This window comes from Serratia sp. B501, assembly GCF_051172315.1.
Classification (GTDB): Bacteria; Pseudomonadota; Gammaproteobacteria; order Enterobacterales; family Enterobacteriaceae; genus Serratia; species Serratia ureilytica.
Genome location: NZ_JBPIZB010000001.1, coordinates 1,030,725 through 1,055,360, shown reverse-complemented (window position 1 = coordinate 1,055,360; position 24,636 = coordinate 1,030,725). Strand labels below are relative to the sequence as shown.

Genomic DNA, 24,636 nt, shown 5'->3' with positions numbered 1-24,636 from the left:
CATGTCCCGGCGCGGCAGCGCAATGTGTCAGCCCCTCCGTGGGCTGCGCTGCAACGTCCATGACTGTGGACATGGCCCTGATAATGCCGCTTACCTGAGGCGTTATGAGGATTTTCTGACCCGCAGATACCATTCACACAGCAGGCGCACCTGCTTGCGGGTATAGCCTTTCTCCATCATGCGATCGACGAAGTCGTCGTGTTTTTTCTGCTCGTCCGTCGATGTTTTGGCGTTGAACGAAATCACCGGCAACAGTTCTTCGGTATTGGAGAACATCTTTTTCTCGATCACGGTGCGCAGCTTCTCGTAGCTGGTCCAGTTCGGATTGCGGCCGTTGTTGTTGGCGCGGGCGCGCAGCACGAAGTTCACGATTTCGTTGCGGAAATCTTTCGGGTTGCTGATGCCGGCCGGTTTTTCAATTTTCTCCAGTTCGGCGTTCAGGGACTCGCGGTCGAACAGCTGGCCGGTGTCGGGATCGCGATACTCCTGATCCTGGATCCAGAAGTCGGCATAGGTGACGTAGCGGTCAAAAATATTTTGTCCGTATTCCGAGTAGGATTCCAGATAGGCGGTCTGGATCTCTTTGCCGATAAACTCGGCGTATTTCGGGATCAGATAGCCTTTCAGGTGCTCCAGGTATTTCTCCGCCAAATCCTGCGGGAACTGTTCGCGCTCGATCTGCTGTTCCAGCACATAGAACAGGTGCACCGGGTTGGCTGCCACCTCGGCGTGATCGAAGTTGAATACCCGCGAGAGGATTTTAAAGGCGAAACGGGTGGAGAGGCCGTTCATGCCTTCGTCAACCCCGGCGTAGTCGCGGTATTCCTGATAGGACTTGGCTTTCGGGTCGGTATCTTTGAGGCTTTCGCCGTCATACACGCGCATTTTCGAGTAGATGCTCGAGTTTTCGGGCTCTTTCAGCCGCGACAGCACGCTAAAGCGCGCCAGCGTTTCCAGCGTGCCCGGCGCGCAGGGCGCATGGGTCAGCTCACTGTGATCCAGAAGCTTGTCGTAAATTTTGATCTCTTCCGACACGCGCAGGCAGTAAGGCACCTTGACGATATACACGCGGTCGAGGAACGCTTCGTTGTTCTTGTTGTTACGGAAGGTCACCCACTCGGATTCGTTGGAGTGCGCCAGAATAATGCCGCTGAACGGCAGGGCGGAGATGCCTTCGGTGCCGTTGTAGTTGCCTTCCTGGGTTGCGGTCAGCAGCGGATGCAGCACCTTGATCGGCGCTTTGAACATCTCGACGAATTCCATAATCCCCTGGTTGGCGCGGCACAGGGCGCCGGAATAGCCGTAGGCGTCCGGGTCGTTCTGCGCGTGGTTCTCCAGTTTGCGGATGTCCACTTTACCGACCAGCGCCGAGATGTCCTGGTTGTTCTCATCGCCCGGCTCGGTTTTGGCGATGGCGATCTGTTCCAGAATGGAAGGGCGCACTTTCACGACTTTAAACTTGGTGATATCGCCACCGAACTCATGCAGGCGCTTCGCCGCCCACGGCGACATGATGGTGCCGAGATAGCGACTTGGGATATTGAACTCTTTTTCCAGGATCGTGGCATCTTCCTGCGGATTGAACAGGCACAGCGGATGATCGTTGACCGGGCTGCGTTCGCCGTTGGCGCTGAGGGTGTAGATGGGCACGCGCTGCATCAGCGCTTTCAGACGTTCCGCCAGCGAGGACTTGCCGCCGCCCACCGGGCCCAGCAGGTAAAGGATCTGTTTCTTCTCTTCCAGGCCCTGAGCGGCGTGTTTCAGGTAAGAGACGATCTGTTCGATGGCCTCTTCCATGCCGTAGAACTCTTCGAAGGCCGGATAGCGTGCGATCACGCGGTTGGAGAACAGGCGCGACAGGCGTGATTCTAGCGCAGTGTCGACCATCACAGGTTCACCGATAGCCATCAGCAGACGTTCGGCCGCGTTGGCATAGGCACTGCGATCTTGCCGGCAAATGGTAAGAAATTCCTGCAGTGTGAACTCTTCGTCCTTGGCAGCTTCGTAGCGCTGGCGATAGTGGTCAAATATGTTCATGATGCCCGTCCTTTCGTTATTAGCACAGGTTAAAGAGAGCGTGTGATAGTGTTCTGGCTCCCGAAAGATGAGAATACGCCTGAGTACAGCAACCCGTATGCCAACTTGGTGCGCTTATTATCGCGAGTTGCGCTGTATGCCACTGGGCCCAGGATAAATTCACCTTCTGATTTAAGCTTAGTTTGCTTGCCGGAAAATTTCCTGCCGTAGAAAAAGCTTTTTTTAAGTCATATCAATGACTCAGTTATTGCCGGGATAACCAAATGCCTTGTCTGGCGCGGCCTGCGGCATGAATCGTCATCGTTCCGCCATGATTAATTCATAATTCCGCTATAAGTTATTCGATCTTGGTCGTTTTCTATTGTAAAGATTAGGCGCGTAACTAAATTTTCACATAAACTATTGCGGCTATTAACCCTGTAATTTATGGAAAAAGAACCAGTGAAGATTTCAAAACTCAAAACGCTAGCAATTATCGCTTCCGCAATGGTTTGTGCGCAAAGTGCCCAGGCGGGAACCTGGTCACTGGGTGCTGCCGCGCTGGTTAGCCCGGACCCGTATCGCGGTTATCAGGATCGCGTTTATCCGGTGCCCGTCATCGACTATGAAGGTGACGACTTCTACTTCCGTACTCTGACCGCCGGTTACTACCTGTGGAAAGATCAAGAAAATCAGCTGAGCATCATGGGGTATTACACGCCATGGGGCTACCGTCCGGGCGACAGCGACGACGATCGCATGAAGCGTCTCGACAAGCGTCGCGGCACGCTGATGGCCGGCCTGGCCTATTCACACAACGCAGAGTGGGGCACCATTCGCACCACCTTCACCGGCGACACGCTGAACTACAGCAACGGGCTGGTGGGCGATGTGGCTTATCTGTACAAGTTTGATCTGGACGCGTTGACGCTGGTTCCGGGCGTAGGCGTGATGTGGAACAGCAAAAACCAGAACAAATATTACTATGGCGTCAGCGCCAATGAATCGCGCCGCAGCGGTCTGGACAGCTACACCCCGAGCGATAGCTGGGCGCCGTATCTCGAGCTGAGCGCCAATTACCAGATCAACAAGAGCTGGAACGCCTTCTTCCTCGGCCGCTATGTGAAGTTGTCGGATGAAGTGAAAGACAGCCCGATGGTGGATAAATCTTACACCGGTTTGCTGATGACGGGTGTGAGCTACACCTTCTAATCGCGCATTGCACGATAAGTGTGCATGGCGTGCATCAAAAAGGGGCGCGAGCGCCCCTTTTGCACATCCGTAGTGCGCTGACGCGCACGGGGTTTCAGGCCTTTTTACGGCTGCGGAAGGTCACACCCAAACGGGCGGGTTGTTCGCCGGCGGCGAGCAGCGGTTTGCTGACGCGCCCGGTCTCAACGCAGACCATGGTCTTGTAACCGTCGTTCGGCATGTCTCCCATGCTGCAGGACAGCTCTACGCCGGGGTTCCAGGCGATAACGTCGCTCATATGATGGTGATGAACCTCGATGGTGCGTGCGAGCGCCGGATCGCGGATCAGGCTGAAGGCCTCCGGACGGGTATAGACGCGGTCGGTTTGGCCGACGAAGGTCACTTCGCCCGTCTGACGCGCTTCGACGCCGCCCGCCACCTTATCAATATAAGGTTCGCCCAGGCCCGCCACGCTGACCCGATCGATATCGCCAACCTGGAAGTAGCTGTGCAGCGCCGCCGTGGCTTGATAATCGCCGTGCGATTCCAGTTCGATCTCGCACTCTTCACCCAGCTTGAAGCGAGCAATCAGCGTGAAGGCGTGCGGCCACAGCTTGCGGGTCTGCTCATTGTCTTTCAGCGTAAAGGTCAGGATGACGCCGTTGTCATCTTCATCGTGCGCCGTCAGGCTCCAGGGCTGGTTGCGAGCGAACCCGTGGGAGGGTTGCGCCACCGGGCCGAACCACGGCCAACAGATCGGCACGCCACCGCGGATGGCCTTGCCTTTGGCGAAAGGCGTGTTGTTGCTGAGCCAAATTACCGGCTGCTCACCGCTAGGCTGCCAGGCCAGCAAATGCGCGCCCTGCAGCGCGACCGCCGCGCGCACTTTCGGGTGCGACACGACCACCACGCCCAGCTCATCGAGTTGGCGCTGGCTGATATAAGGAGAAATCTGTTCGGAAACGGGCAGGGTGAAAATTTTCTCGTTCATTTCATAACCTATTGTTTGCCGGAAATAGAAATGGACCCTATTAGCTTTCGGGTCACAACCAGGCCCTCAGGCGCATGCTTAGACAGTGACTGAGGTGAGTGTGTGCAGCGAACAACGCTGTGACTCGAAAGATGACGGGTAAAAAAAGGGCGACAAAAAAATGTCGCCCTCATTATCAGCTTAACATCATGCCATTACTTGGAGATGTGAGCGATCAGATCCAGAACCTTGTTGGAGTAGCCGGTTTCGTTGTCGTACCAGGAAACCAGTTTCACGAAGTTGTCGTTCAGTGCGATACCGGCTTTGGCATCGAACACGGAAGTCAGCACTTCGCCGTTGAAGTCGGTGGAAACCACGTCGTCTTCAACATAGCCCAGAACGCCTTTCATAGAGCCTTCAGCGGCGTCTTTGATGGCTTTCTTGATTTCTTCGTAGGTAGCCGCTTTTTCCAGACGAACGGTCAGGTCAACAACGGACACGTTAGGGGTCGGTACGCGGAACGCCATGCCGGTCAGTTTGCCTTTCAGCTCTGGCAGAACCACGCCAACCGCTTTCGCTGCGCCGGTAGAAGAAGGGATGATGTTCTGGGATGCGCCGCGGCCGCCGCGCCAGTCTTTGTGAGACGGGCCATCAACGGTTTTCTGAGTAGCGGTGGTCGCGTGAACGGTGGTCATCAGGCCTTCAACGATACCGAAGTTGTCGTTGATGACTTTAGCCAGCGGCGCCAGGCAGTTGGTGGTGCAAGAGGCGTTGGAAACGATGTCCTGGCCGGCATATTTGTCAAAGTTGGCGCCGCGAACGAACATTGGGGTCGCATCTTTGGATGGGCCAGTCAGAACCACTTTTTTAGCGCCGGCGGTGATGTGTTTACGCGCGGTTTCGTCGGTCAGGAAGATACCGGTCGCTTCAGCAACCACATCAACGCCCACTTCGTTCCACTTCAGGTTAGCCGGGTCTTTCTCTGCGGTAACACGGATGGTTTTGCCGTTAACAACCAGGTGGCCGTCTTTAACTTCTACCGTACCGTTGAAACGGCCGTGAGTAGAGTCATACTTCAGCATGTAAGCCATGTACTCTGCGTCCAACAGGTCGTTGATTGCAACGATCTCGATGTCAGAACGCTCTTGAGCAGCACGGAAAACAATGCGACCGATACGGCCAAAACCGTTGATACCTACTTTGATAGTCATATATTCCACCAGCTATTTGTTAGTGAATAAAAGGTTGGTTGTAAAATTACAAAAACCTTACCCAGCGTCAAGCGGAATCGTGTCAATACTTGCGGCAAGTCAAACCGGAAGGGTGGTTTTGCACGCTTATTGCACAGTCCATTTGCGCTCGGCCTCATCCGTTATATGGGGACAAGCCGCCAAGTATAAAGTCAGCATACGCAAGATGTGTGATCGCTATCACATATCATCGTGACGTGGCCTTTATGGGCTACAGTTTAGGCCAAAAAACCCTGCAGCGGTGTTAATTTTTTGTTATTATTAATCATTGTTTTCGTTGACATTATCCACATTCAGAGATAAGCACAAATGGCTAAAGAGACAACCCCCGCTCATCCGGTCACGGAACTGAATGAAATCCAACGTTATGTCACGCAACAGCGTGGCACCGAAGCGCCGTTTAGCGGCAAATTGCTGCATAACAAGCGTGAGGGCGTGTACCATTGTCTGTGCTGTAACCAGCCGCTGTTCTATTCCGAAACCAAATACGATTCCGGCTGCGGCTGGCCCAGCTTTTACGAGCCGGTTTCCGCCGATGCAATCCGTTATCTTGATGATAATTCACATAATATGCATCGTGTTGAAATCCGCTGTGGCCACTGCGACGCGCACCTGGGGCATGTTTTCCCCGATGGCCCGCAGCCGACCGGTGACCGTTACTGCGTCAATTCCGCCTCGCTGAGTTTCACCGATGGCGAAAATGGCGATCAAACGGCCGGTTAAGCGGTAATTTAACTAACAAAATCGATTCAGCTAATTATTCTTCCGTAAGCGAGAAGGGCCCTGATGGACGTGAAAGATCTGATTGCGGCGATGACGCCCGAGATATACCAACGCCTGGTGCAGGCGGTTGAACTGGGCAAATGGCCGGACGGCGTGGCGCTGACGCCGGAGCAAAAGGAAAACAGCCTGCAGGCGGTGATGCTGTGGCAGTCGATGAACAACGTCGATCCGCAGCATATGAGCATCGGCACCGACGGGCAGATCGTGATGAAGAGCAAACAAGAGCTGAAGCAGCAGTTCGTTGCCGAGCCGCTGGTGAAACTCAAGCCGCAGTAAGGCTCCACCCCTAAAGCGGGGCGATGTCGCCATCGCCCCGTCGATTCAACGTTTCTCGCCCTTTATGCCCAGCGATTCCGCCAGCTGCTGCGCCAGCCGGTTATTGTCGTCTGCGCCGTATTCCCAGAACATCGCACCGCCCAATCCCTGGCTTTTGATGTAATCGGCCTTGATGGCCACCGAACGCGGGTTCTCGAACGAGATGGCGAACAGCGGCTTGCCCTCGGCGGATTGCAGCGTCAGGTATGGCACTTTGGCGTCGTCATCCCAGTGCTCGCGGAAACGCTGCTGCGGATCGTTGAGCAATTTGTTGACGATATCGCGGTATTTAAAATAACTGTCTTTGCTGAGATCCAATCCCAGCGTGCGGAACAGGGCGATTTCACGCGCGCTGAAGTAAGGCTGCGTCACCGGATGGTTGGCGGCGTCCGGCTTGTCCCAATCGATACCCGCTTCGGTAGCCCGTTTCGGCACCCGGCCGTAGAAACCGATCCCGAGGTTCATCTGCGCCGGTTTCAGACCGGCGGCCAGATAATGCTTTACTACGTTATCGGCGCTGTAGCGATCGGCGGCGGCTACGGTTGGCCAACGCGTTGAATCGTACAGGTTGGCATTGAAGTACTGCGTGCCGTAAGCCATGTCGTAAGTCATCAGATTGATGTAATTGAGGTAGGGCGCAATATTTTTCACATCGACCCATTCACGTGGGCTTTTGACGTTGGCCCCGACGGCGATGGTCAACAGTTTGCCTTTACCCAGCGCCTGATGAAGTTCTTTCAGCAGCAGGGTGAAGTTGTCGCGGTCTGCCGGTTGGCTTTCCACCAAGCCCCAGGCGCCGTTTACCGGATATTCCCAGTCCAGATCGATCCCATCCAGCCGGTACTGCTCGATCACCTGCAACGCCGAGCGAATGAAAATCGCCCGGTTTTCCGCGGTGGCGGCGGCGCCGGAGAAACCGCGTGCGCCCCAGCCTCCGACCGACAACAGCACTTTCAGCTCGGGGTTCTGTTTGCGCAGCACTGGCAGACGTTGCAGATCGGCCGTGACTTTCGGCGACAGGTAGATCTGGTGGCGGCGAGCGGGGTCTTTCAGCGCCGCATTGGTTTCGTCTTTCTCGTCGTTGTAGATCAGGCCAAACGAATAGTTGAGGTGGGTGATTTGCGTCACGTCCAGCTTGTCGATGTCACCACCGGGGCCGGCGGTGACGTCGCCGCCGCCGTTGAAGTAGCCGACGGAGAGATAGGCCGCCTGAGCCGCGCCAGTACCGGCGATAGCCAACTGCACCGCTGCCAGTAAAGGCAGCAGTTTTCGGGTTATTTTCATGTTTGTCTCCTTGGGATCGGCAAGGCCGACCGTACCGCTAGTAGCGGTCACAATAAAGCCGGGCTCAGCGGGCCCCGGATGCGTATAACCGATTGACGCCAAAAGCGTCGCTGCCATAACAGCAAAAGCGCCTGCCGGTCACAAGCCGTTGGGGAAGAAGAAAGGCGGTATTGTGAGCAGCGTCGATAATTTCGCCGCCGCGCAGAGAGGGCGCCGGTGGCGCCAGAGCGGATTTAGTTGGCGAGAAACTGTGACAGGGTAACTAGCTGCGCGCCGGCGCGCGCCATCTCCTGCAGCGCCTGCTCACTGTCGTCTGGCTGCAGATTCACGCCGCGGCAGCCGTCGACGATCACCTGCGTCGGATAGCCGGCAGCCAGCGCATCCAGCACGCTGAACTTCACACAATAGTCGGTCGCCAGGCCCATGATCGCCAGCCGCTGAATGCCCTGCGATTGCAGCCAGCCGTGCAGTTCGGTCTGCGCCCGGTGGCCGTTATCGAAGAACGCGCTATAGCTGTCGATGTCCGTATCCTGTCCTTTGCGAAAGACGGCATTGATGTGTTGCCGCTGCAGTTGAGGATGAAAATCGGCGCCGAGGCTCCCTTGCACGCAGTGCACCGGCCACCACACCTGCGGCAAACCTTCCAGTTCACCGAGGGTGCCGACTTGCGCATCGGAGTTCACCGCAAAGCTGCGGTGATTGGCGGGATGCCAGTCCTGGCTGGCCACCACCGGTTCGCCGCGCGCCAGGCAGGCGGCGATCGCCTGATTGGCGACCGGGATGACGGCGTCGCCCTCCGTGACCGCCAGCGCGCCGCCGGGGCAGAAATCATTTTGCAGATCGATCAACAACAGGGCCGTTTTCATCGCCGCTCCAAAGATCGGTAGGTTAACCGTTGATGCTCAGCTCGCCGCGCAGATCTTGCTGCATCAGGGCGCGGATTTGTTCCGGCGTCAGCGGCTGGCTCAACAGGTAGTGCAGCTTGGTCAGAGCGGCTTCCACCGTCATGTCGAAACCGCTGATCACCCCGGCGTGCGCCAGCGCGTTGCCGGTGGCGTAGCCTTCCATATTGACGCGCCCGGAGATGCACTGCGTCAGGTTGACCACTACGATGCCGCGTTCGGAAGCCGCGCGCAACTCGTCGATCAGCTCGGCCTTCTGAGGCGCGTTGCCGACGCCGTAGGAGCGTAAGATCAGCGCCTTGACCGGCTGCAGCAGGAAGTTGCGCACCACCGCGCCGGAAATGCCCGGATAGATGGTGACGACGCCGATCGGTTGCGGCGTGATGTCATGTACCTGTAGCGCGCCGTTGCAAACCGGGCTGTCGATGCCGTGCTGGCGACGAATGTGGATACCGGCTTCCAGCAGCGGCGGCAGATTCGGGGAGGCGAAGGCGTCGAAGCCGTCGGCGTGCGCTTTGGTGGTGCGGTTGCCGCGGAACAGCTTGTTGTTGAAGAACAGGCTGACTTCGTTCACCGGATGGTTGGCCGCCAGGTACAGTGCATTCAGCAGATTGGTTTGGCCATCGGAGCGCAGCTCCGCCAGCGGAATCTGCGAGCCGGTGACGATCACCGGTTTGGCCAGGTTCTCCAACATGAAGGAGAGCGCCGAGGCGGTGAACGCCATGGTATCGGTGCCGTGCAGGATCACGAAGCCGTCGTAGCGATCGTAGTTCTGTTTGATGTCGTCGGCGATGTGCTGCCAGTCTTCCGGCGTCATGTCCGAGGAATCGATGAGCGGCGCGTATTCATGAATGGTGAAATCCGGCATCTCCGGCCGATGGAATTCCGGCATCAGCGCCAGCTGACGCTGCAGGTGGCCGGAAACCGGAATATAGCCGTGCTCGGAACGCTGCATGCCGATGGTGCCGCCGGTGTAGGCGACGTAAATGGATTTCTTTTGCATGGTTATGATTTTAACAAAGATAAGATGGGCTGAATTATAGGGACATGGCGGCAGAAAAAAAGCCCGGCGGAGGCCGGGCAGCAGAATTATTTGTTAGCGGACTTCTCCGCAGGTCAGACAGATCGCGTAACGGTTCTGCGGATCGTTCAAGTTATTGAACAAACCCGGCTGCTCTTTCACCGCATTGGCGACCGAGGCCAGCGGGGCAGGCAGCATGGCCTGAATCGCCGCCGGCAGCATGGCGTGAATGGAAACGCCGAACTGGCTGAGCACCATATCGCTCAGGCTCGGAGTGTCGACGAACCAGTCGAGCTGCCACTGTTGCAGTTTCGCCAGCTCAGCGGCTTTCTTCACCGCGTCGTCGAAATCGCCCAACTGATCGACCAGGCCGTTGGCCTTGGCGTCGCTGCCGAGCCACACGTGGCCCTGCGCGATTTGGTCAACCTGCTGCGGGGTCATCTTGCGTGATTTGGCGACCAGATCGAGGAAGTTCTTATACCCGTTTTCGATATTCAGCTGCATCATCTGCGAGAACTCCTGCGGCAACGCCTTGGTGACCGCGATATCGGCCAGCGGCGATGTCGCCACGCCGTCGGTGTGCACGCCCAGCGTATCCAGGGTTTTCTCGTAGGTATTGATGATGCCGAAAATACCGATGGAGCCGGTCAGCGTGCTCGGGCTGGCGATGATGTAGTCGGCCGGCGTCGAGACCCAGTAACCGCCCGACGCGGCCATGCCGCCCATCGACACCACCACCGGTTTGCCGGCGGCGCGCACGGCGGCCAGCTCGGAGCGGATCACTTCGGACGCGCTGACGCTGCCGCCAGGGCTGTTGACGCGGAACACCACGGCTTTGACGGCCGGATCCAAACGGGCCTGACGCAGCTCGGCGGCGGTGGTGTCGCCCCCAACGTTGCCCGGCGTCTGAGGGCCGTCCATGATGGCGCCGTTGGCGAACACCACGGCGATCTTGCCGCCCTGGTTGGCGTCCGGCTTCGGCTGGTAGTCGTAGATGCTGATGGCGTTGAAATCGTTCGCCTGTTTGTCCCAGCCGAAGGTTTTGACCAGCTGATTTTCGATCGCGGTGCGCGACGCCAGCTCGTCCACCAGCTTATTGTCCAGCGCATAGCGGGCGGTGTCGCCGCCTGCCGCCTGCAGGCCGCTCAGCACGCCGGCGGCGCCGGGGAACAGCTGCTGCGGCGTCAGCTGCCGGTTGGCCGCCACGGTTTCCAGATAGTTCTGCCACAGACCGCCAATCCAGCGGCTGTCCGCTTCGCGCGCCGCCGGGGACATGTCGTCGCGGATCAGCGGTTCGACCGCCGATTTATAGGTGCCTACGCGGAAGATATTGGTGGTGACCTTGAGCATGTCCAGCAACGACTTGTAATACAGGTTGTTGGTGGCGAAACCGTGCAGATCGACCGCGCCCTGCGGCGAGAGGTAGACCTTGTTGGCGTAGCTGGCCAGGTAGTATTGCGTTTGATTGTAACTGTCGCCGATGGCGAAGATCGGTTTGCCGCTGTCGCGGAACTCGCGCAGCGCTTTGCCGATATAGCGCAGCGAGGGCTGATCGGCGCCGGCGAAGTCATTCAGCTGCAACACCATGCCGGTAATGTTTTTGTCGTCTTTGGCCTTGCGGATGCTGTCCACCACGTCGAACAGCGAGTTCTCCTGCAGGCGGCTGCTGGAGGCGCCCAACAGTTCACGCCCCCATTGCCGCACCCGGTTGTTTACCGAAGGCTGATCGACCACCACGCCGCTTAAATCGACCAACAGCGCGCCGCGCGCCGGGGCCGTTGAGGTGGAGGAACTTTGGAAGGACAGATAGATGCCGACCCCAACCAGGATCAGCAGGACCAGGAACAGGTTAAGGATCAGTTCCCTGATAAAATTCAGCAGACGCCATGTCCACCGGAAAATGCCGGCAATAATTTGCCACAATGTGCGCATGTGCTCTCCAACAAGAGTCGAGAATGTTCCGCTATCCTAATGAGCGGCCGGGTAAATGTCAGCTTTAAATCGTGGCACACAGACGCTATCGCCGAGGCTGTAACTCGCCGTTTAGCTATGTTAACGTGGCCGGAATGAAAATTGTTATCAGGAGTTTACGATGGATGCTCTGGATCTTTTATTGAATCGTCGCTCGGCTTCGCGCCTGGCGGAACCGGCGCCGGCGGGGGAAGTGCGCCAAAACATCATCAACGCGGGCCTGCGTGCGCCCGATCACGGCGCGCTGCAGCCGTGGCGTTTCGTGATGATCGAGAATCAGGGCCTGGAGCGCTTCAGTCAGCTGCTGCAGGCGGCGGCGAAGCAAGATCAGATGGATGAGGCGGCGATCGAAAAAGCCACCAAGGCGCCGTTCCGCGCACCGCTGATCATCACCGTCATCGCGCATTGCACTGAAGAGACCAAGGTGCCGCGCTGGGAGCAGGTGGTTTCCGCCGGTTGCGCCGTGCAGGCGATGCAGATGGCGGCGCTGGCGCAGGGCTTTAACGGCATCTGGCGCACCGGCGCCTGGACCGAGCATGCGCTGGTGCGTGAAGCCTTCGGTTGCCGCGAGCAGGATGAGATCGTCGGTTTCCTCTATCTGGGCACGCCGCAGCTGAAGGCCGCCACCAAAGTGACGCCGCCGGACAGCACGCCTTTCGTCAGCTATTTCTAAGTATTATCCAACGGGGCGCGGTGAAAATGCGCCAAACCCCGCAAAATTGCATGGTTTCTGAGCAGGCCGCTCGCTTATCGGCGGCACGCTCTTATCAATCCCCTCGGCAAGCGCTACCCTATGTTATCTTGAGTGCCGTTATCGAAGGGAGTGGACTATGACATCGCCAGCGATCCGTTTAACCCAGTACAGCCATGGCGCTGGCTGCGGCTGCAAAATCTCACCGAAAGTTCTCGAAACCATCCTGCACAGCGAGCGGGAGAAATTTGTCGATCCGCGTCTGCTGGTCGGCAATGAAACCCGCGACGACGCGGCGGTATATGACATCGGCAACGGCGTCGGCATTATCAGCACCACCGACTTCTTCATGCCGATCGTCGACGATCCGTTCGATTTCGGCCGCATCGCCGCTGCCAACGCCATCAGCGACGTGTACGCCATGGGCGGCAAACCGATCATGGCGATCGCCATTCTCGGCTGGCCGATCGCCAAACTGCCGCCGGAGGTGGCGCAGCAGGTGATCGACGGTGGGCGTTTCGCCTGCCAGCAGGCGGGGATCGCGCTGGCTGGCGGCCACTCCATCGATGCGCCTGAACCTATCTTCGGCCTGGCGGTAACCGGCGTGGTCAATACCGAGCGGGTGAAGAAGAACAGCGCCGCGCGGGCCGGGGCTAAACTCTATCTGACCAAGCCGCTGGGCATCGGCGTGCTGACGACCGCCGAGAAGCAAAGCAAGCTGCGCCCCGAGCATCAGGGGTTGGCGACGGACGTGATGTGCCGCCTGAACAAGCCGGGCGCCGACTTTGCCGAGGTGGCGGGCGTCACGGCGATGACCGACATCACCGGTTTTGGCCTGCTGGGCCACCTGAGCGAGGTATGTCAGGGTTCCGGGCTGCAGGCGACGGTCTGGTTCGATCGGGTGCCGAAGCTGCCGGACGTCGAGGCGTATATCGCCGAGGGCTGCGTGCCGGGCGGTACCGGGCGCAACTTCGACAGCTATGGCCATCTGGTGGGCGAGATGAGCGATCTGCAGCGCCAGTTGCTGTGCGATCCTCAGACCTCCGGCGGTTTGCTGTTGGCGGTATTGCCGGAGGCGGAAGCGCAGGTGCTGGCGATTGCCGAGCAGCATGGCATTACGCTCAACGCCATCGGCGAGCTGCATGTGGCATCGGCCGATAAGCCGCTGATCGAGGTCGTGTAGTGTCCAACATGCAAGGAAGGCCGGACAGCGACGATTACCAACGCATTTTTCTGCAGGACGTGCCGCTGATTGACGTGCGCGCGCCGATCGAGTTTCAGCAGGGCGCCTTCGCTCAGGCGCTGAACCTGCCGCTGATGCTCGACAGCGAGCGGCAGGCGGTGGGCACCTGCTATAAACAGCATGGGCAGCAAGCGGCGATCGCGCTCGGCCACAGTCTGGTGAACGGCAAACTGCGCGAACAGCGCACCACCGCCTGGCTGGCGGCCTGTGCGCAGCGGCCCGAAGGCTATCTCTATTGCTTCCGCGGCGGTTTGCGCTCACAGCTGGTGCAGCAATGGCTGCATGAGGCCGGCGTCGAGTACCCGCGGATCATTGGCGGTTATAAGGCGCTGCGCAATTATTTGCTCGGCGTGCTGGCGCAAAGCGCGGCATTGCCGATGGCCCTGGTGGGCGGCAATACCGGCAGCGGCAAGACGTTGCTGGTCAACGAACTGGCCGACGGCGTCGATCTGGAAGGCGTGGCGCGCCATCGCGGTTCATCTTTTGGTCGAACGCTGGCGGGCCAGAGCTCGCAGATCGATTTTGAGAATCGTCTGGCTGTGTTATTGCTGAAAAAACAGCATGGTGGCAGCCGCCGTTGGGTGCTGGAAGACGAAGGGCGGATCATCGGCAGCAACAATTTGCCGCTGCCGTTGTTCAATGGGATGCAGCAGGCGCCGGTGGCGGTGATCGACGATCCGTTCGACATTCGCCTGGCGCGTTTGCAGGCGGAATATATCGACGGCATGCGCGAACAGTTCGAACAGGCCTATGGCATGGAAGAGGGCTGGCGACAGTACGACAACTATCTGCACCACGGCCTGTTCGCCATACGCCGCCGCCTGGGGCTGGAACGCTTCCAGCAGCTGACGCAACGACTGGAAGCGGCGCTGCGGACACAGCGGCTCAGCGGCCAGGGCGAGGCGCACCGCGAGTGGTTGGCGCCCCTGTTGCAGCAGTACTACGATCCGATGTATTGCTATCAGTTGGAAAAGAAAGCCCAGCGGATTGTCTTCCGTGGGAACTATGCAGAAGTAAGAGAATTCTTGATGACGTTCAGCCAGAAAAACGGTGAATAATGCGACTGTTCATAGCCGAGAAACCGAGTTTGGCGCGCGCCATTGCCGACGTATTGCCCAAGCCGCATCGCCGCGGCGACGGGTATATCGCCTGCGGCAACAACGATGTGGTGACCTGGTGCGTCGGCCACCTGTTGGAGCAGGCTCAGCCTGACGCTTATGACAGCCGCTATGCGCGCTGGTCGTTGGCGGATCTGCCGATCATTCCCGAAAAATGGCGGTTGCAGCCGCGGCCTTCGGTCAGTAAACAGCTCAACGCCATTAAAAAGTTGCTGCTTGAAGCCGATGAAGTGGTTCACGCCGGCGACCCGGATCGCGAAGGGCAGCTGCTGGTGGATGAGGTGCTGGACTACCTGGATCTGACGCCGGAAAAACGCCAGAACGTGCGCCGCTGTCTGATCAACGATCTCAACCCGCAGGCGGTGGAACGCGCGGTTGAACGTCTGCGCGACAACCGTGACTTCATCCCATTGTGCGTGTCCGCTCTTGCGCGCTCACGCGCCGACTGGCTGTACGGCATCAATATGACCCGCGCTTATACGCTGCTGGGCCGCAACGCCGGTTATGACGGCGTGTTGTCGGTGGGCAGGGTGCAGACGCCGGTGCTGGGGTTGGTGGTGCGGCGCGATGAAGAGATCGAAAACTTCGTGCCGAAAGACTTCTTTGAGGTCAAGGCGCACATCGTTACGCCGAAAGAAGAGCGTTTCGTGGCGTTGTGGCAGCCCAGCGAGTCGTGCGAGCCTTATCAGGACGAAGAGGGGCGCTTGCTGCACCGGCCGTTGGCGGAGCACGTGGTCAAGCGCATCGAGGGCCAGCCGGCGCTGGTCACGTCCTATAACGATAAACGGGAATCAGATACCGCGCCGCTGCCGTTTTCGCTCTCCACGCTGCAAATCGAAGCGGCCCGGCGTTATAACCTCAGCGCCCAACAGGTGCTGGACGTTTGCCAGCGGTTGTACGAAACCCATAAATTGATCACCTATCCGCGTTCCGACTGCCGCTACCTGCCGGAAGAACATTTCGCCGGCCGCCACGCGGTGCTGAACGCCATCAGCGTGCACCAGCCTGAACTGTACCCGCAGCCGGTGATCGACAGCGATCGCCGCAACCGTTGCTGGGACGATAAAAAAGTCGATGCGCACCACGCTATCATTCCCACCGCCCGTGCCGGCAAGATTAATCTGACGCAGGATGAACGGAACGTGTATGGGCTGGTGGCGCGCCAGTATCTGATGCAGTTTTGTCCGGATGCGGTATTCCGCAAATGCGTGATTGAGCTGGATATCGCCGGCGGCAAATTTATCGCCAAGGCGCGTTTCCTGGCAGAAGCCGGTTGGCGTACGCTGCTGGGCAGCAAGGAGCGCGACGAAGAAAACGAAGGCGCACCGCTGCCGGTGGTGGCTAAAGATGATGAGCTGCTGTGTGAGCGCGGTGAGGTGGTGGAGCGCCAGACGCAGCCCCCGCGGCCGTTTACCGACGCCAGTCTGTTGTCGGCCATGACCGGCATCGCGCGCTTTGTACAAGATAAAGCGCTAAAGAAAATCCTGCGGGCGACCGATGGTTTAGGTACGGAAGCGACGCGAGCGGGGATCATCGAATTGCTGTTCAAACGGGCGTTTCTGTACAAGAAGGGACGCTATATTCACTCCAGCGAAACCGGGCGCGCGTTGATTCACTCGCTGCCGGATCTTGCTGCGCGTCCTGATATGACGGCCAACTGGGAGGCAACGCTGACGCAAATCAGCGAGAAATCCTGCCGTTATCAGGACTTTATGCAGCCGTTGGTCGGCACGCTGCAAGAGCTGATTTATCAGGCTAAGCAGAGCCGGGCGAGCATGGCGTTTCGTGGGTTGCCGCCGCCGCCTTCCAGCGGAGGCAAAAAACGCAGGAAAAGCGCCGGTAAGGCGCAGGAGAAGAGTGAATGAAGCACGGACTCAATGGGGTGCTGGCTGCCGCTGCCCTGGCGTACTGCGGCCTGGCGGCCGCCAACCGGGGCGATGTGGACGTGGTGTTGCCGGTTTCGCCGGAGATTTGGGGCACGGCGAAAAACGGCGCCAATTCGCCACCGGCGCAACCCTGCAACCGCTGTTGCGTCTACCAGAATCAAAACTATTCCGAAGGCGCGGTGCTCAAAGTCGAAGGAGAAGTGCTGCAGTGCGTGCGTGAGCCTAACACCATCGGCACCAACCCCTTGATTTGGGTGCGATTGAAGAAGTGACCATGTAACCTATCGCCGCGCTCAGCGTGCATCGCCTTGCGCGGCGATATAGTCCGCCAGCAGTGGAACGTCGGCCGGGGCCAGGGTATATTCCTGCGCCTGTTGCGGCGTGACCCACACCAGCGCTGAGTGACAATGCAGCTGCAATTCACCGGAGAACTCCGCGACTCGCCAGGCGTGTAGCCGGATGAGGCGTTCGCCTTGCTGCCACTGATTGCTGCCCACATAGTTGCCGATACGGGCGCAAATCCCCAATTCTTCATCCAGTTCGCGCGCCAGCGCCTGCGGTTGGCTTTCACCCGGCTCAACTTTGCCGCCGGGAAACTCCCACAGACCGGCCTGATCGCTGTCTGCGCCGCGCTGGGCCAGCAAAATGCGGCCATTTTTTTCCAGAATGGCGGCTACCACGTCGATAATTGTCATTGGCTTCACAGAGTAAAACCCCGGCGGACGCCGGGGTGATGGGGTTACAGCGTAAATTCCGCCCAGACCGGCGCATGGTCGGAAGGTTTCTCCATGCCGCGGGTTTGGTAATCGATGCCGGTGGCGATGCAGCGCGAAGCCAGCGGGGTACTGGCCAGCAGCAGATCGATACGCAGGCCGCGGTTGTCGTCGAACCCTTTGGAGCGGTAGTCGAACCATGAGAACTCGTCGTTGCGCCCCGGGTTGGCGTGGCGGTAGGTATCGACCAGGCCCCAGTTCAGCAGGCGATCCATCCATTCGCGCTCTTCCGGCAGGAAGGAGCATTTACCGGTGCGCAGCCAGCGTTTGCGGTTGTCTTCGCCGATGCCGATATCGTAATCGCTGGGGCTGATATTCATGTCGCCCATGATCAGCACCGGGGATTCCGCCGACAGCTGCTGCTCCAGGTAGTTTTGCAGATCCTGATAAAAGCGTGTTTTAGCCGGGAATTTGATCGGGTGGTCGCGGCTTTCACCTTGCGGGAAGTAGCCGTTGATCACCGTCAGCGTGCCCTGCGGCGTAGCCAGATCGGCCATGATGATGCGACGCTGCGCGTCTTCTTCATCGGTCGGGAAGCCGCGGCGCACGGCCAGGGGCTCCGCTTTGGTCAGCAGCGCCACGCCGTAATGGCCTTTTTGCCCGTGATAGAACACGTGATAGCCGTGCTGGCTGACTTCTTCCAATGGGAACATGTCATCGTGAACTTTGGTTTCCTGCAGACCGATCACGTCGGGCTGGTGCTGTTCGATAATTGCCGCCAGCTGATGCGGACGCGCGCGCAGTCCATTGATATTAAAAGAGACAAACTTCATGAGCGGTGCCGTTTTCACGAGAAAAATGTGCTGTGATAGTAGCAGAGTTTGGCGGGAAATGTAACGCAGACAGCGGCGAGCCCGCTGACTGCGCAGCCGGCTTTATTTCGCCCAGCGGTCGTAATTTTTGGGTTGATAGTCGTCAAACTGTTGCAGTAGCGTTTGCGCCGATTCGCTGATGTGCAGCGTACCGAGATAGTCGTGGCGCATGAAGCCCTGATCGGCGACGTGTTCGAGGAACTGGCTCAGTGGGCGGTAGAAACCGTTGACGTTCAGCAGGCCGACCGGTTTGTTGTGATACCCGATTTGCCCCCAGGTCCAGATTTCAAACAGCTCTTCCAGCGTGCCGATGCCGCCGGGCAGGGCGATAAAACTGTCCGCCAGCGCCGCCATACGGGCTTTGCGCGTATGCATGTCTGGCACCACTTCCAATTCAGTCAGGCCGCGATGCGCCGTTTCCGCTTCAACCAGGCGCTCGGGGATAATGCCGACAGCTTCACCGCCCGCCGCCAACACCGCGTCCGCCACAATCCCCATCAGTCCTTTTTTGCCGCCGCCGTAGATTAAACGGCGCCCCTGTGCGGCCAGCAATTGCCCCAGTTGGCGAGCCTGCTCGGCATAAGCGGGATTGACGCCTTCGCTGGCGCCACAAAAAACGCAAATATTGTTTCGCATCCACCTGTTCCTTACTGCACTAAAGAAGCCAGTGGTATAGCGAATTGTCGGCCGGAGTTCAAGTTACGGGCGGGGGAGAGAAATAAAACGTCTGGATGAAAGCGGTTAATAAGGGGGAGATAACTTGATTTATTGATACGAGAACATTGGATGCAACGTGTTGGATGCGATGTGCTTTAAGTGGGTTTTGGGATTTTCTGTAAGAGATGGTGGTGGGGGAAGGATGATTCGTCGCTGCGCGACTCACCCTGCGGGCCGCGCTGAAGCGCGTTGTCTCACTGCGTGAGACTCGAATCTTGGTCGAAGCTTCTCATCCCTCCCCAATACGGAGCATTATGGATGCGATGTGCTTTTAATTCGGTTTGGGGGTTTCTGCAAGGGATGGTGGTGGGGGAAGGATGATTCGTCGCTGCGCGCCTCACCCTGCGGGCCGCGCTGAAGCGCGTTGTCTCACTGCGTGAGACTCGAACCTTGTCGAAGCTTCTCATCCTTCCCCGGTACGGAGCATTCTGGATGCAATATGTTTTAAGTCGTTTTGGGATTTTCTGCAAGAGATGGTGGTGGGGGAAGGATTCGAACCTTCGAAGTCAGTGACGGCAGATTTACAGTCTGCTCCCTTTGGCCGCTCGGGAACCCCACCATGGTATTCATGGATTTGCTGATTTTTTAAGGAATGGGCTAAATTCCTATTGTGTGCTTCTAAGGATTACCGCGCTAAAGCGCGTTGTCTCGCTGCGCTCGGCTCGAACCTTGTCGAAGCTTCTCATCCTCCCCCTCGGCGTTTAATGATATTTCAGCTTTCGCTTCAATTTCATCAACAGAGAGAAGATGGTGGTGGGGGAAGGATTCGAACCTTCGAAGTCAGTGACGGCAGATTTACAGTCTGCTCCCTTTGGCCGCTCGGGAACCCCACCATATACATGGCTATTTAACTGGCCTTGCTTGCGAGAGCGCTGTCTCGGTAAGCGGGGCGCATCATATCAAATGAAGCGGATGTGTAAAGCATTGAAATGCAGAAAATGAATCGTTTGCCGTTTTTTTATTCTTGGCGGTGCATCCCTGAACGAAATGCACCGATTTATTGAGCGATTACAGAATAACGGTGCGATTGCCGTAGACGAAGACGCGCTGCGCCAACACCTGATACAGGGCTCGGCTGAGCACGTTTTTCTCTACGTCGCGGCCGGCGCGCATCATATCCTCGGCGGAATAGGTGTGATCGACGTGGATCACGTCCTGCATGATGATCGGGCCTTCGTCGAGATTGTCGTTAACGTAGTGAGCCGTGGCGCCGATGATTTTCACGCCGCGTTCGTAGGCCTGGTGATAAGGCCGCGCGCCGATAAACGCCGGCAGGAACGAATGGTGAATGTTGATCACCTGATTCGGATAATGTTGCACGAAGGCCGGCGTCAGCACGCGCATGTATTTGGCCAACACCACGTAATCCGGCTGATATTGATCGATCTTGGCCGTCATTTCGCGGTCGTGCTGTTCGCGCGTCAATCCTTCGTGGCTCACCAGATGGAAAGGAATATCGAAACGCTCCACCAGCGTTTGCAGCGTGTCGTGGTTGCCGATTACGGCGGCGATCTCAACGTCGAGGCCGCCATAGGCGCTTTTCATCAACAGATCGCCCAGGCAGTGCGCCTCTTTGGTGACCAGCACCACGATGCGCCGACGTCCGGTGCTGTGCAACTCACGCAGCGAACCTTCCGGCAGGGCGCTGTCCAGATCGGCCAGCAGCGTGTTGTCGTTGAAAATGCCTTCCAGCTCGGTGCGCATGAAGAAACGCCCGGTGCGGTGATCGACGAACTCATTATTCTGAACGATATTGAGCTCGTGCTTGTAACAGATGTTGGTGATCTTGGCGATCAGCCCTTTGGCGTCCGGGCAGATGGTGCGTAACACTTTTCGTTGTACATTTTGGTGTGGCATGGGTTTGAGGATCCTGTCTGATACTGAACGGCCTGTCTGCGCAGGCGTTAACGTGAAGCGCCGGCCGGCTAGCGCCCGCAGCACTTCTTATATTTTTTCCCTGAGCCGCAGGGACATATCGCATTTCGGCCGGGCTGGGGTTTGCTGCCGTCGATATAATACCAACGTTGATCGCGACGAAGGAAGCGTGAGCGCTCATGCATCGCCTGGGGCTCGCCGCTTTCGCCATCGGTGAAGCGGGCGATGAATTCGACGAAGCCTTCGTCCGGCTCATGGCCGGTTTGCTCCTCGACGATCGTCAAGCCCAGCCATTCGGTGTTTTTGAAGCTGTCGACGATCGCATTGCGCCATGCTTCGGCGCCGCAGTCGGGGTGCCAGGTGGCGATCAGATAGTCGACGTTATGATTCACGTAGGCGGTGAAGCGTGAACGCATCAGTTGGCCGGGCGTCGGCGCCGGCTGACTGCCGCTGATAAAAGGGGCGCAGCACGCGTTATACGCCAGTCCGCTGCCGCATGGGCATGATTCGGGCAAAATAACTCCTGAGAAAACGAGGCTGAAAATGAATTTAGCGCATATGTTACCTAACAATATTCGTCAGTGACAATCTACCCTGAAAGCAGAGAACACCTTTTACCGAGAGGATGGCGCTATGCGGCAAATCAAGATCGGACTGGCGCTGGGGGCGGGCTCGGCTAAAGGCTGGGCGCACATCGGCGTGATCAATGCGTTAAAGAAACTGGGGATTGAGGTTGATATCGTTGCCGGCTGCTCTGTCGGTGCATTGGTGGGGGCGGCATTCGCCAGTCACCGTTTGCCGGTGATGGAGCAGTGGGTGCGGTCGTTCAGCTATTGGGACGTCATTCGTCTGATGGATTTTTCCTGGCAGCGCGGCGGTTTGTTGCGCGGCGATCGGGTGTTCACTGCCGTCGGGCAACTGTTGAAGATCAATGATATTGCCGAATGTACGCTGAAGTTCGGCGCCGTGACGACCAATCTCAGCACCGGCCGCGAACTGTGGCTGACCGAAGGCGATATTCATCAGGCGGTGCGCGCTTCTTGCAGCATGCCAGGCCTATTGGCGCCAGTGTGGGCCGACGGCTATTGGCTGGTGGACGGCGCGGTGGTCAATCCGGTACCGGTGTCGCTCTGCCGGGCGCTGGGCGCCGATATTGTCATTGCGGTCGATCTGCAGCATGACGCGCATTTGATGCAGCAGGATCTGTTCTCGATACGCGGCGAGGACGAAAGCCCGGACGATACGCCTGCGGAGACCTGGCGCGGGCGCCTGCGGGAGCGCGTCGGCAGAATGCGCAAGCGCAAACCGACGACGGCGCCGACGGCGATGGAGATTATGAGCACGTCGATTCAAATGCTGGAAAATCGCCTGAAGCGCAACCGGATGGCGAGCGATCCGCCGGACGTTTTGATCCAGCCTTTTTGCCCGCAGATCTCAACGCTGGATTTCCACCGCGCCGATGAAGCGATCGAGGCGGGGTTGCTGGCGGTTGAAAAACAACTGGATCGGTTGTTGCCGTTGATAAAAAATAGATAATTCTCGGTTCTTGGTTGGCAATGCGAGGTTGGTCTGTTTCAGACGAGCATAAGTGACCTTTTTGAGCCACTATTACACTATGGAAAGGGACGAGGCTCGGCTGATGGCATTACCACTCACTCACAAGCGTATCTTGATCGTTGAGGACGAACAGGTTTTTCGTTCCGTGCTGGTCGGTTATCTGACCTCGCTGGGCGCTGAAACCGGCGAGGCGACCAACGGTTTACAGGCGCTGAGTGCCGTCGACGACTTCAAGCCGGATCTGATTCTGTGCGATCTCGCGATGCCGGAAATGGGCGGCATCGAATTCGTTGAACACCTGCGTCTGCAGGGGCTGCAGATCCCGGTGCTGGTGATCTCCGCTACCGACAAGATGGCGGACATCGCCAAGGTGCTGCGTTTGGGCGTACAGGATGTGCTGCTGAAACCGCTGACCGATCTCAATCGCCTGCGTGAGGCGGTGCTGGCGTGTTTATACCCCAATATGTTCACCTCCCAGGCGATTGAAGAGGTTGAGCTGTTTCAGGATTGGGACGCGCTGAGCAAGAATCCTTCCGAAGCCGTCAAACTGCTTAAGCAATTGCAGCCGCCGGTGCAGCAAACCATTGCGCATTGCCGGATCAACTATCGCCAGTTAACCACGGGCGAAAATCCCGGGCTGGTGCTGGATATCGCGGCATTGTCAGAAAAAGACCTGGCGTTCTATTGCCTGGACGTCACGCGCGCCGGTGATAATGGCGTATTGGCGGCGCTGCTGTTACGCGCATTATTTAATGGGTTGCTGCAAGACCATCTGGCTAATCAACAACATCGCCTGCCGCAAATGTCGGCATTGTTAAAGCAGGTTAATCAATTATTGCGGCAGGGGAAATTAGACGGCCAATTCCCGCTGTTGCTGGGATATTATCACGCCGAAAATAAAAACCTGATTCTGGTTTCCGCCGGGCTGCATGCCAACGTCAATACCGGCGACAATCAAATTCAGCTGAGCAACGGCGTGCCGCTGGGCACGCTGGGCGCCACCTACATGAACCAGATCAGTCAACGCTGTACGGCCTGGCAATGTCAGGTATGGGGCAGCGGCGGCCGATTGCGGCTGATGCTCAGCGCCGAATAATGGACGTTGATCGGCGATATCTTAAGCTATTCACTTATCGGTAATTAAACCGTTTATTTTTTCTCCCGATTATCAGAACGGGTAATAGTCCTAAATGTTTTCTATTTGTGTTCTGGTTAATGCCAGGCGCGCATAAGCTGGTATACTCCGAAGGTTTTTTTATATCGAGCCCAAGCTCATAAAATGAGCGCTTCAGCTTTAAGAGAGGAAATAATGCCTGCTGTAAATCGCAAAGTCAGAAAAGCCGTGATCCCGGTTGCAGGCTTGGGTACGCGGATGTTGCCGGCCACCAAAGCCATTCCGAAAGAAATGTTGCCGCTGGTTGATAAACCGCTGATCCAATACGTCGTCAATGAGTGCATTGCGGCAGGGATTAACGAGATTGTGCTGGTCACCCACTCCTCCAAGAACTCGATCGAAAACCATTTTGATACCAGTTTCGAACTGGAAGCGATGCTGGAAAAACGCGTCAAGCGTCAACTGCTCGATGAAGTGCAGTCAATCTGCCCGAAAGGCGTTACCGTGATGCAAGTCCGCCAGGGGAATGCCAAAGGCTTGGGGCACGCGATTATGTGCGCCTACCCGATGGTGGGCGATGAGCCGGTCGCGGTGGTGTTGCCGGACGTGATCCTTGACGAATACAGCGCCGATCCGAAAAAAGACAACTTGCACGACATGCTGCAGCGCTTCGAAACCACCGGCATCAGCCAGATCATGGTTGAACCTGTGCCGCATAAAGATGTTGGCAACTACGGCGTAGCAGACTGTAAAGGCGTCGAATTGCATCCGGGCGAAAGCGCACCGATGGTCAGCGTGGTCGAGAAGCCGTCGCCGGAGAAAGCGCCTTCCAACCTGGCGATTGTCGGTCGTTATGTCCTCTCCGCCGATATCTGGCCGCTGTTGGCGAAAACGCCTCCGGGCGCCGGCGACGAAATTCAGCTGACTGACAGCATCGAAATGCTGATGCAGCAGGAAACGGTGGAGGCGTATCACCTGAAAGGCGTGAGCCATGACTGCGGTAACAAACTCGGTTACATGCAGGCCTTCGTGGAATACGGCATGCGCCATGCCAGCCTGGGCAAAGAATTTTCTCAGTGGCTGCAACAGGTTGTTGCCGCTGACAAGAAGTAATTGAGTGATCTTTCGTCTTAATTTGAAAAACTAG

The 24,636-nt window shown here is 57.7% G+C and carries 23 protein-coding genes, 2 tRNA genes and 2 other RNA genes; 11 read left to right on the top strand and 16 right to left on the bottom strand.

The annotated features are described in order from the left end of the window. Positions 1-102: 102 nt before the first annotated feature. On the bottom strand, positions 103-2,037 hold the full coding sequence (gene yeaG, locus ACSBQV_RS05170) for a protein kinase YeaG (RefSeq protein ID WP_016927472.1): 1,935 nt from the start codon (positions 2,035-2,037) through the stop codon (positions 103-105). 426 nt (positions 2,038-2,463) lie between these two features. Here yeaG and ACSBQV_RS05165 point away from each other — a divergent pair, with 426 nt between their 5' ends. Then, the gene (locus ACSBQV_RS05165; RefSeq protein ID WP_033643317.1) at positions 2,464-3,228 is read left to right on the top strand and encodes a MipA/OmpV family protein; all 765 of its coding nucleotides are present in this window, start codon (positions 2,464-2,466) and stop codon (positions 3,226-3,228) included. 94 nt (positions 3,229-3,322) lie between these two features. Here the strand turns inward: ACSBQV_RS05165 and ACSBQV_RS05160 are convergent, their stop codons facing one another. Together ACSBQV_RS05160 and gapA are read right to left on the bottom strand one after the other, a co-directional pair. Continuing rightward, positions 3,323-4,198 (bottom strand): D-hexose-6-phosphate mutarotase, encoded by an 876-nt coding sequence (locus ACSBQV_RS05160; protein WP_042784714.1) that lies wholly within the window; start codon positions 4,196-4,198, stop codon positions 3,323-3,325. A gap of 194 nt (positions 4,199-4,392) precedes the next feature. Beyond that, on the bottom strand, positions 4,393-5,388 hold the full coding sequence (gapA, locus tag ACSBQV_RS05155; RefSeq protein ID WP_004932222.1) for a glyceraldehyde-3-phosphate dehydrogenase: 996 nt from the start codon (positions 5,386-5,388) through the stop codon (positions 4,393-4,395). Between the two features lie 348 nt (positions 5,389-5,736). Here gapA and msrB point away from each other — a divergent pair, with 348 nt between their 5' ends. Beyond that, positions 5,737-6,150: a peptide-methionine (R)-S-oxide reductase MsrB gene (gene msrB / locus ACSBQV_RS05150; protein WP_033643315.1), complete on the top strand. Its 414-nt coding sequence runs from the start codon at positions 5,737-5,739 to the stop codon at positions 6,148-6,150. 63 nt (positions 6,151-6,213) lie between these two features. Then, entirely contained in the window at positions 6,214-6,486 is a 273-nt protein-coding gene (locus tag ACSBQV_RS05145) for a YeaC family protein (RefSeq protein ID WP_004932218.1), read from the top strand. A 45-nt stretch (positions 6,487-6,531) separates the two neighbouring features. Here the strand turns inward: ACSBQV_RS05145 and ACSBQV_RS05140 are convergent, their stop codons facing one another. The 4 genes from ACSBQV_RS05140 to sppA form a co-directional block, all read right to left on the bottom strand. After that, positions 6,532-7,809 (bottom strand): glycoside hydrolase family 18 protein, encoded by a 1,278-nt coding sequence (locus ACSBQV_RS05140; protein WP_099785857.1) that lies wholly within the window; start codon positions 7,807-7,809, stop codon positions 6,532-6,534. A 233-nt stretch (positions 7,810-8,042) separates the two neighbouring features. Further along, on the bottom strand, positions 8,043-8,675 hold the full coding sequence (pncA, locus tag ACSBQV_RS05135; RefSeq protein ID WP_099785855.1) for a bifunctional nicotinamidase/pyrazinamidase: 633 nt from the start codon (positions 8,673-8,675) through the stop codon (positions 8,043-8,045). A 22-nt stretch (positions 8,676-8,697) separates the two neighbouring features. Next, the gene (ansA, locus tag ACSBQV_RS05130; protein ID WP_033643312.1) at positions 8,698-9,714 is read right to left on the bottom strand and encodes an asparaginase; all 1,017 of its coding nucleotides are present in this window, start codon (positions 9,712-9,714) and stop codon (positions 8,698-8,700) included. 93 nt (positions 9,715-9,807) lie between these two features. Next, on the bottom strand, positions 9,808-11,664 hold the full coding sequence (sppA, locus tag ACSBQV_RS05125; RefSeq protein ID WP_033643311.1) for a signal peptide peptidase SppA: 1,857 nt from the start codon (positions 11,662-11,664) through the stop codon (positions 9,808-9,810). A gap of 160 nt (positions 11,665-11,824) precedes the next feature. On the opposite strand from sppA, the gene ACSBQV_RS05120 reads away from it, so the two are divergent. The 5 genes from ACSBQV_RS05120 to ACSBQV_RS05100 all read left to right on the top strand — a co-directional run bounded on the left by ACSBQV_RS05120 (position 11,825) and on the right by ACSBQV_RS05100 (position 16,913). Then, complete coding sequence (locus ACSBQV_RS05120) at positions 11,825-12,376, top strand: NAD(P)H nitroreductase (protein ID WP_099785853.1); 552 nt, start codon at positions 11,825-11,827, stop codon at positions 12,374-12,376. Between the two features lie 157 nt (positions 12,377-12,533). Beyond that, positions 12,534-13,577, top strand: a complete 1,044-nt coding sequence (gene selD, locus ACSBQV_RS05115; RefSeq protein WP_042784711.1) for a selenide, water dikinase SelD — start codon at positions 12,534-12,536, stop codon at positions 13,575-13,577. Positions 13,578-13,585: 8 nt separating this feature from the next. After that, a complete protein-coding gene (gene mnmH / locus ACSBQV_RS05110) occupies positions 13,586-14,695 on the top strand; it encodes a tRNA 2-selenouridine(34) synthase MnmH (RefSeq protein WP_099785851.1) in 1,110 nt (369 codons plus the stop codon). Continuing rightward, on the top strand, positions 14,695-16,620 hold the full coding sequence (locus ACSBQV_RS05105) for a DNA topoisomerase III (protein WP_021503851.1): 1,926 nt from the start codon (positions 14,695-14,697) through the stop codon (positions 16,618-16,620). The genes mnmH and ACSBQV_RS05105 overlap by 1 nt, the downstream gene beginning before the upstream one ends. Next, on the top strand, positions 16,617-16,913 hold the full coding sequence (locus tag ACSBQV_RS05100; protein WP_033643308.1) for a YnjH family protein: 297 nt from the start codon (positions 16,617-16,619) through the stop codon (positions 16,911-16,913). The genes ACSBQV_RS05105 and ACSBQV_RS05100 overlap by 4 nt, the downstream gene beginning before the upstream one ends. A gap of 21 nt (positions 16,914-16,934) precedes the next feature. On the opposite strand, the gene ACSBQV_RS05095 is transcribed toward ACSBQV_RS05100, so the two are convergent. The 9 genes from ACSBQV_RS05095 to ACSBQV_RS05055 all read right to left on the bottom strand — a co-directional run bounded on the left by ACSBQV_RS05095 (position 16,935) and on the right by ACSBQV_RS05055 (position 21,333). Further along, positions 16,935-17,336 carry a pyrimidine (deoxy)nucleoside triphosphate diphosphatase gene (locus ACSBQV_RS05095; RefSeq protein ID WP_099785849.1) on the bottom strand — a complete coding sequence of 134 codons (402 nt, stop codon included), beginning with the start codon at positions 17,334-17,336 and terminating at the stop codon, positions 16,935-16,937. 44 nt (positions 17,337-17,380) lie between these two features. Next, positions 17,381-18,187 carry an exodeoxyribonuclease III gene (gene xthA, locus ACSBQV_RS05090; protein WP_004932192.1) on the bottom strand — a complete coding sequence of 269 codons (807 nt, stop codon included), beginning with the start codon at positions 18,185-18,187 and terminating at the stop codon, positions 17,381-17,383. 102 nt (positions 18,188-18,289) lie between these two features. Beyond that, a complete protein-coding gene (locus ACSBQV_RS05085; protein WP_004932190.1) occupies positions 18,290-18,862 on the bottom strand; it encodes a TIGR00730 family Rossman fold protein in 573 nt (190 codons plus the stop codon). A gap of 207 nt (positions 18,863-19,069) precedes the next feature. Further along, positions 19,070-19,197, bottom strand: a non-coding RNA gene (locus ACSBQV_RS05080) — RtT sRNA. A gap of 47 nt (positions 19,198-19,244) precedes the next feature. After that, positions 19,245-19,371: non-coding RNA, RtT sRNA (locus ACSBQV_RS05075), on the bottom strand. A 46-nt stretch (positions 19,372-19,417) separates the two neighbouring features. Further along, a tRNA-Tyr gene (locus ACSBQV_RS05070) sits at positions 19,418-19,502 on the bottom strand. 189 nt (positions 19,503-19,691) lie between these two features. Beyond that, a tRNA-Tyr gene (locus ACSBQV_RS05065) sits at positions 19,692-19,776 on the bottom strand. A gap of 175 nt (positions 19,777-19,951) precedes the next feature. Next, a complete protein-coding gene (purU, locus tag ACSBQV_RS05060) occupies positions 19,952-20,800 on the bottom strand; it encodes a formyltetrahydrofolate deformylase (RefSeq protein ID WP_004932187.1) in 849 nt (282 codons plus the stop codon). Positions 20,801-20,868: 68 nt separating this feature from the next. Continuing rightward, positions 20,869-21,333, bottom strand: a complete 465-nt coding sequence (locus ACSBQV_RS05055) for a YchJ family protein (RefSeq protein ID WP_033643306.1) — start codon at positions 21,331-21,333, stop codon at positions 20,869-20,871. A gap of 118 nt (positions 21,334-21,451) precedes the next feature. Between ACSBQV_RS05055 and rssA the strand changes: the two genes are divergently transcribed. From rssA to galU, 3 genes are all read left to right on the top strand, one after another. After that, complete coding sequence (gene rssA, locus ACSBQV_RS05050; protein WP_069100703.1) at positions 21,452-22,354, top strand: patatin-like phospholipase RssA; 903 nt, start codon at positions 21,452-21,454, stop codon at positions 22,352-22,354. A 103-nt stretch (positions 22,355-22,457) separates the two neighbouring features. Then, on the top strand, positions 22,458-23,471 hold the full coding sequence (gene rssB / locus ACSBQV_RS05045; RefSeq protein ID WP_004932178.1) for a two-component system response regulator RssB: 1,014 nt from the start codon (positions 22,458-22,460) through the stop codon (positions 23,469-23,471). Between the two features lie 213 nt (positions 23,472-23,684). Beyond that, entirely contained in the window at positions 23,685-24,602 is a 918-nt protein-coding gene (gene galU, locus ACSBQV_RS05040) for a UTP--glucose-1-phosphate uridylyltransferase GalU (RefSeq protein WP_033650221.1), read from the top strand. Positions 24,603-24,636 lie beyond the last annotated feature (34 nt).